Origin of the sequence: Streptomyces solincola (assembly GCF_002982015.1) — a bacterium.
In the GTDB taxonomy this organism is placed as follows: domain Bacteria; phylum Actinomycetota; class Actinomycetes; order Streptomycetales; family Streptomycetaceae; genus Streptomyces; species Streptomyces solincola.
Window position 1 is genome coordinate 1 of the sequence record NZ_PVLV01000221.1, and the last position, 6,790, is coordinate 6,790.

The 6,790-nt window shown below is 75.4% G+C and carries 5 protein-coding genes; all 5 read left to right on the top strand.

Features of this window, described 5'->3' with window-relative positions; genetic code table 11:
- The first annotated feature begins 125 nt into the window (after nucleotides 1-125).
- Entirely contained in the window at nucleotides 126-1,313 is a 1,188-nt protein-coding gene (locus C6N75_RS15710) for a serine hydrolase domain-containing protein (protein WP_105869532.1), read from the top strand.
- Nucleotides 1,314-1,531: 218 nt separating this feature from the next.
- Nucleotides 1,532-1,978 (top strand): hypothetical protein, encoded by a 447-nt coding sequence (locus C6N75_RS15715; RefSeq protein WP_105869533.1) that lies wholly within the window; start codon nucleotides 1,532-1,534, stop codon nucleotides 1,976-1,978.
- A 98-nt stretch (nucleotides 1,979-2,076) separates the two neighbouring features.
- The gene (locus C6N75_RS15720; RefSeq protein WP_105869534.1) at nucleotides 2,077-3,300 is read left to right on the top strand and encodes an MFS transporter; all 1,224 of its coding nucleotides are present in this window, start codon (nucleotides 2,077-2,079) and stop codon (nucleotides 3,298-3,300) included.
- A 204-nt stretch (nucleotides 3,301-3,504) separates the two neighbouring features.
- On the top strand, nucleotides 3,505-4,044 hold the full coding sequence (locus tag C6N75_RS15725; protein WP_105869535.1) for a hypothetical protein: 540 nt from the start codon (nucleotides 3,505-3,507) through the stop codon (nucleotides 4,042-4,044).
- A 560-nt stretch (nucleotides 4,045-4,604) separates the two neighbouring features.
- Complete coding sequence (locus C6N75_RS15730) at nucleotides 4,605-6,773, top strand: hypothetical protein (protein WP_105869536.1); 2,169 nt, start codon at nucleotides 4,605-4,607, stop codon at nucleotides 6,771-6,773.
- Nucleotides 6,774-6,790 lie beyond the last annotated feature (17 nt).

Sequence of the window (6,790 nt, forward strand, 5' to 3'; positions counted from 1 at the left end):
CCGTTGGACCGGTTGGCGCAGCACGCGGGGACGGGGACGCGGGGGCGGGTGAGGCTGGTGCGCGTATCGCCCGGCCGGGGCGGCGGAGGGCCGCCGCCGGCGGGCCGCACCGGAAGGAACCGGCCATGCTGCTGTCTCCTCGTTCCCTCGTCCGCGCCGGCGCCCGGCGAAGGCCCGTCCGGCCCGCCGTGGCGCTGCTGACCGCCGCCGCGGCGCTGGCGGCCACCGCGGTCGCCGCCGCCCCGGCTCCGGCGGGCCCGCAGGACGACGCCCTGCGCGGGAAGCTGGAGGCGCTGGTGCGCACCGCCGGCGGGCCGCCCGGGGTGATCACGGTGCTCCAGCGGGACGGCGAGCGCCGGGTGCTCACCGCCGGCACCGCCGAGCTGGGCACCGACCGGCGGCCCAGCCCCGGCGACGCGATGCGGCTGGCCAGCGCGTCCAAGATGTACTCCGGTGCGGTGTCGCTGCAATTGGTCGAGCAGGGCGAGCTGCGGCTCGACGACACCCTGGGCCGGGTGCTGCCCAGGCTGCCGAAGGCCTGGGCGAAGGTGACGCTGCGCCAACTGCTCAACCACACCAGCGGGCTGCCGGACTACACCACCGACGCGGAGTTCCAGCGGCTGGTGCTGGCCGACCCGCGCCGCCGGTTCGACTCGCGCAGGCTGCTGGACTTCGTCGCCGACCAGCCGCTGGGCTTCACCCCCGGCAGCCGCTACCGGTACTCCAACTCGGACAACATCGCGGTGGCGCTGATGGCCGAGGCGGTGACCGGCCGGCCGTACGAGGAGCTGCTGGACCGCCTGGTCTACCGCCCGCTGGATCTGCGGGAGACCGTCCTGCCGAGCGGCTACCGGCTGCGGGAGCCGTATCTGCACGGTTACGAGGTGGACCCGCCGGCCGCGCCGGAGGACCTCAGCGAGGTGCTGAGCGCGTCCGGGGTGTGGGCGTCCGGCGGCCTGGTGGCCACCCCCCGGGACTTCCACCGGTTCGTGCGGGGCTACGCGGGCGGGGCGCTGGTCTCGGGCAAGGCCCGCGCGGCGCAGTACACCTTCCGCGAGGGCGCGTCCGAGCCGGCCGGACCGGGTGTCAACGCGACCGGGCTGGCGCTGTTCCGGTACACCACCCGCTGCGGCACGGTGTACGGCCACACCGGCAACTTCCCCGGCTACACCCAGTTCGCCGCGGCCACCAAGGACGGCAAGCGCTCGCTGACGTTCTCGATCAGCACCCAGACCAACAAGACCCTGAAGCCGGCGCTGCTGGCGAAGGTGCGCGCGGTGCAGGAGGACGCGGTCTGCGCCGTGCTGCGCTGATCGCCCGGCGGGTGCGCCGCGGCCGCCGCCCCGGTTTCCCACGGGTGTGCCGCGGGGCCGCCGCCCCGGCCTCTCACCTGGGCGTTCACCCGTCCGGGTGGTGGACCGCCGGCGGCGGCCGTACCGTCGTGGACAGTGCAGGGACCCTGCCCGGCGCCGGCCGCGATCGAACAGGCGGTACCGGGCACGACTTCGGGGACGAGCCGCTGGGAGCCGACATGCAGCGACAGACCTTCCGGACGACGCTCACGCTTCTGGCCGCCGCCGGTCTCACGGCCGCGGTGGTGCCGGCGTCCGCGACAGCCAACCAGGCGCCCGCCCAGCCCGTCTCGGAGACGGTCGCGGTGGACTGCGCCGCCGAGGGCCAGGTCCGCCCGGGCGACTACATCCTGGCCTGCGGCGACGGCAACAGCCGGCTGACCGGACTGCGCTGGACGTCCTGGGGCCCGGACCGGGCCGAGGGCCGGGGCGTCAACGTGGTGAACGACTGCCGGCCGTACTGCGCCGCCGGCACCTTCCGCTCCTACCCGGTGACCGTCCGGCTCGACCGGGCCGACGTGTGGGAGAAGCAGCCGGACCGCAAGCGGTTCACCGAGGTGACCCTGACCTACACCGAGGGCCGGCCGGGCCTGGCCCGGGAGGTCACCATCCCGCTCACCGGTTGAACGCGCACCCGCGCACCCGCACGGCCGTGCCCCCGGTACCGGCGCCCGCCGGCGCCGGGGGCCCGCCGGCCGGGCCCCCGCCCCCGTAGGGTGACGGGATGATCGTTCGTCAGGACACCGCCGCAACATCCCCTGCACGGTCGCACCCCGGCTACCTCGCCGCGGCCCTGGTCTTCGCGATCGGCATGGCCGGCACGACCCTGCCCACCCCGCTCTACGGCCTCTACCAGGAGCAGATCGGCTTCTCGGAGCTGATGGTGACGGTGGTGTTCGCGGTCTACGCGGTCGCCGTCATCACGGTGCTGGTGCTGGCCGGGGACTTCTCCGACACGCTGGGCCGCCGGCCGGTGCTGCTGTGCGCCATGGCCCTGTCGGCGGCCAGCGCCGGCTGCTTCCTGCTGGAGGACGGGCTGCCGCTGCTGTTCGCGGGCCGGGTGCTTTCCGGTGGGGCGGCCGGGCTGCTGAGCGGCGCCGCCACCGCCGCCGTCCTCGAACTGGCCGGGCCGGGGCAGCAGGGGCGGGCCGGTTTCGCTGCCACCGCGGCCAACATGGGCGGGCTCGGCTGCGGGCCGCTGCTGTCCGGGGTGCTCGCCCAGTACACCTCCCGACCCCTGGACTGGCCGTTCTGGACGCACCTGGGTCTGGTGGCGGTCGCGGCGGCGGTGGCGTGGTCGCTGCCGGAGACGGTGGACCGCCCCCGGCCCAGGCCGCCGCTGCGGCCGCAGGGGGTGCGGGTGCCCGCCGAGGTGAAGGGCGTCTTCGCCCCCGCCGCGCTGGCGGCGTTCGCCGGGTTCTCGCTGCTGGGGCTGTTCACCGCGGTCGCCCCCAGCTTCGCCGCCCGGAACCTCGGCGTCACCAACCACGCGGTGGCGGGCGCGATCGTGTTCACGGTGTTCGCCGCCTCGACGCTCGGGCAGTCGCTGACCCGGCGGATCGGCGCACCCCGGGCGCTGCCCGCGGGCTGCGGGGTGCTGGTCGTGGGCCTCGCACTGGTCGCCTCCTCGCTGCTGGCGAAGTCGCCGGCCCTGCTCGTCGCGGGCGCCGTGTGCGGCGGCATCGGTCAGGGGCTCGCCTTCCGCGCGGCGCTCACCCTGGTCGGCGACGCGGCCCCGGCCGAGCACCGCGGCGGCACGATCTCGGCGTTCTTCGTCGTCGCCTATGTGGGGATCTCGCTGCCCGTGGTCGGCGTCGGCGCGCTGGCGGTCACCGTGGACCTGCGCACCGCGGGACTGGTCTTCGCCGGCTGCGTGGCCCTGATCGCCGCGGGCGCCGGCGCCTACACGGCGCTGCGCCCGGCGAAGGCCCCGGCGTCCGGGGGCTGAGCGCCGGCGTCCCCGCCCCAGCCAGGGTCACCCGCCCGAAATGCGCCATTCCTCTTCGCCCGGCGGTCATCTGTAGTAACCAGGCTCGCACGCAGGGTGACCGGTGCGCCGCGTGCCGGAACGGCCCGCCACCCGGCGCATTCGCCTCCGGAACCGGTCGGCGGGGGCGTACGCCGGGGGCGCGGTGTCCTAGCGTGCCGCGCCATGCGGATCACACACCTCAGACGAGCGACCCTGACCGCCCTGCCGGCCCTCGCGGCCCTGCTGATCGGAATCGCCCAGCCGGCCGCCGCCGCGGGACCGGCCGCCGCCGGTCCGGACCTGACCTTCAGCGTGGACCAGCCGACGGCCACACCCGGTTCGACCGTGAACCTGACCATGACGTTCACCAACAACCAGGCGACGGACGTCTGGTTCGTCTACCAGTCGGTCCAGCCGACCTGGCCCACCACCCAGCGCCCGGACCTGAAGTACGCCTTCTCCTCCTGCACCGCCCAGGGCGTCACCTGCTCCGGCACCGGCGGCACCAGCCTGGGCGTGAACTACGCGGTCCCGGTGCCGCCCGGCGCGCAGCGGACGGTGGACCTGGCGGTGACGGTCGCCCCGGACTCCGGCTGCAACGGCACCATCGGTTTCTACTCGTACCTCTACTACGAGTACGACAACGGCCAGTCGGTGAAGGACGGCGTCTTCACCACCCCGGAGACCCGCGTCGTCTGCGCCCCCGCGCCCGACGGGTCCTGACCGCGCCCGCCGGGTCCGAGCCGGCGACGGCCCCCTGACCCGCCGACGGAGTCCAAAGCCGGCGACCACCCCGACCCGCCGGCGGAGTCCCGAGCCGGCGACGGCCCGACCCGCCGGCACGGTCCCGAGCCGCTGACGGCCCCTGACCGCGCGGCCGTCTCAGGGCCGTCCGCCCATGGCCGGAAATGATCGCTCTTCGGGTGGTCGGCCGGCCGGCCGGCGGGGGCACGGGGCACATGCCGGGGGCGTGCGCCAGCGGCACCGCCGAAGCCCCCGCGGGCCCCGTCGCGGCCGCCCGAGAGCCGGTCGGCGGGCCGGATGGGCGGGGCGCGCGGCGGCGTCACGGCAGTCGTCTCCGGGGCCGGTCGGCAGCACCGGAGGCGGCCTCACTTTTGCGCCATGTTCCACATCGTGCACACGAACCATCCGCACGAGGACGCACTATGTGACCCGTCGGAGCGGTGCGGCGGCGACCGGGAACGGGCGGCGCCGCACTGGGGGGGTAGGGGCCGCACCCGGTAGGGGAACCGGGCGCGCCCCCAGGGGAGGGATGTCACCGCATGAAGCGGAGTCTGCGCACGGCCGTGCTGACCAGCGGCGTGCTGCTGCTGGGCGCCGGCATACCGGCGGCGCCGGCGGCCTCGGCGGTGCCCGCCGCGGAGGCGGCCGGCGCCGCCCAGGACGCACGGGTGGACCTGCGCGTGCTGGTGGTGGCCGACGGGGGCCCGGCCACCGCCGCGATAGCCGCCGAACTGGCCGCCGCCGGCACCCCGTACACGCTGGTGGACCTCGGCCGGGCGGACCGGCCGGTGATCGACGGGGCGTTCCTCGCGGACACCGTGGACGGCCGGCCGCGCGCCCGCTTCCAGGCGGTGGTGCTGCCCGACGACGAGCCGTTCCCGGCTGGTTCGGCCGAGATGGCCGCCCTGGTGGCGTACCAGAAGACGTACGGCGTGCCGCAGGTGGACGCCTACACCTACGCCCGGCCGCAGAACGGCCTTCAGTACCCGGTGTACGGCGGCTACCTCGGGCCGGTGGACGGTGTGCGCGCCGAGGTCACCGCGGCCGGGAAGGCCGGGCCGTTCGGCTATCTGGACGGCGCGGTGCCCTTCGAGGACAACGCGCCGGACGTCGACGAGAGTTACGCGTTCCTGTCGAAGCCGGTCGCCGGGGCCGACTTCACGCCCTACGTGGAGGCCCCGATACCGGGGCGCGCCGACCGGGGGGTGCTGGTCGGCGAGTACCGGCACGACGGGCGGCGCGAGCTGGTGGTGACCTTCGCCTACAACCAGCACCAGCAGCAGTTCCGGCTGCTGGCCCGGGGCATCGTGGACTGGATGACCGGATCGGTGCGGCTGGGCAGCTCGCGGCACCACTTCGCGGTGCACGTGGACGACGTGCTGGCCGCCGACGACCGGTGGGACCCCGTGCTGAACTGCACGCCGGGCGACGTGGACTGCGCGCCCGGCACCGGCACGCCCAACCCGATCCGGATGACCGCGGACGACGTGGCGTACGCCGTGGACTGGTCCCGCCGGCGCGGCTTCACGCTCGACATGGCGTTCAACGGCGGCGGCAGCGTGGAGCACCGCGAGGAGCACGGCGGCGCGGACCCCACCGCCGACCGACTGGTCGCCGACCGCACCGCGTTCCGGTGGATCAACCACACCTACGACCATCCCTACCTGGGCTGCGAGCAGGACGTGTCGAGCGTGCCGTGGAAGTGCGCGGTGAACGCGGACGGCACGACGAAGTGGGTGAGCCGGGCCGAGCTGGACCACCAGATCGCCGACAACCGGCGCTTCGCCGAGCAGGCCGGTCTACCGCTGCGAGAGGGCGAGTTGGTGACCGGGGAGCACTCGGGGCTGAAGCTGCTGCCGCAGCAGCCCGAGGACAACCCGCACCTGGCCCCTTCACTCACCGCCAACGGGATCTCCTGGCTGGGCGCGGACAACTCGCGGGACCCGGACCAGAGGCGGGTCGGCTCGGCGCTGACCGTGGCCCGCCACCCGGTCAACATCTTCTACAACGCGGGCCGGGTCGCCGAGCAGGTCGACGAGTACAACTGGATCTACACCAGCCGCGCCCAGGGAGGCAGCGGACTGTGCGAGACCCTGCCGGGCACCACCTGCCTGGACGCCCCGCTGGATTCGGCCACCGGCTACCGCGACTACATCGTGCCGCTGGAGACCCGCACCGCGCTGGGCCATGTGCTCTCCGGCGATCCCAAGCCGCACTTCGTCCACCAGTCCAACCTGGCCGAGGACCGGATCGGCTACCCGGTGCTGGACGGCGTACTGGACGCCTACGAGGGGCTGTTCGCCGCCGACACCCCGCTGGTGAACCTGCCGATGAGCGCCGTCGGCGCGGAGCTGCGCGACCGGGCCGCCTGGGACGCGGCGCTGGCCGCGGGTGAGGTCACCGCCTACCGGATCGGCGACACCGTGACGGTCCGGGCGCCCGAGGGGGTGCCGGTGGCCGCCACCATGCCGGCCGGCACCCGCACCGGCACCGGCGGCCAGGGCCCGGCCTTCGGCGAGCCGTACGCCGGGACGGTCTCCGGGCGCACCGCCCCCGGCCAGGACGGCGCGCTCGTCCTCACGCTGCCGGACGCGCCCGCTCCCCCGGCGGTCGACGCCCCGGCGGCGCCCGCGGAGGGCGGGCCGCCGCCGCACACCCCGGTGCCAGCCGGGGTCACCCGCCCGGTGCCGTTCGCCGCCGAGCGCTGAGCCTCCCTCCTCCCCCA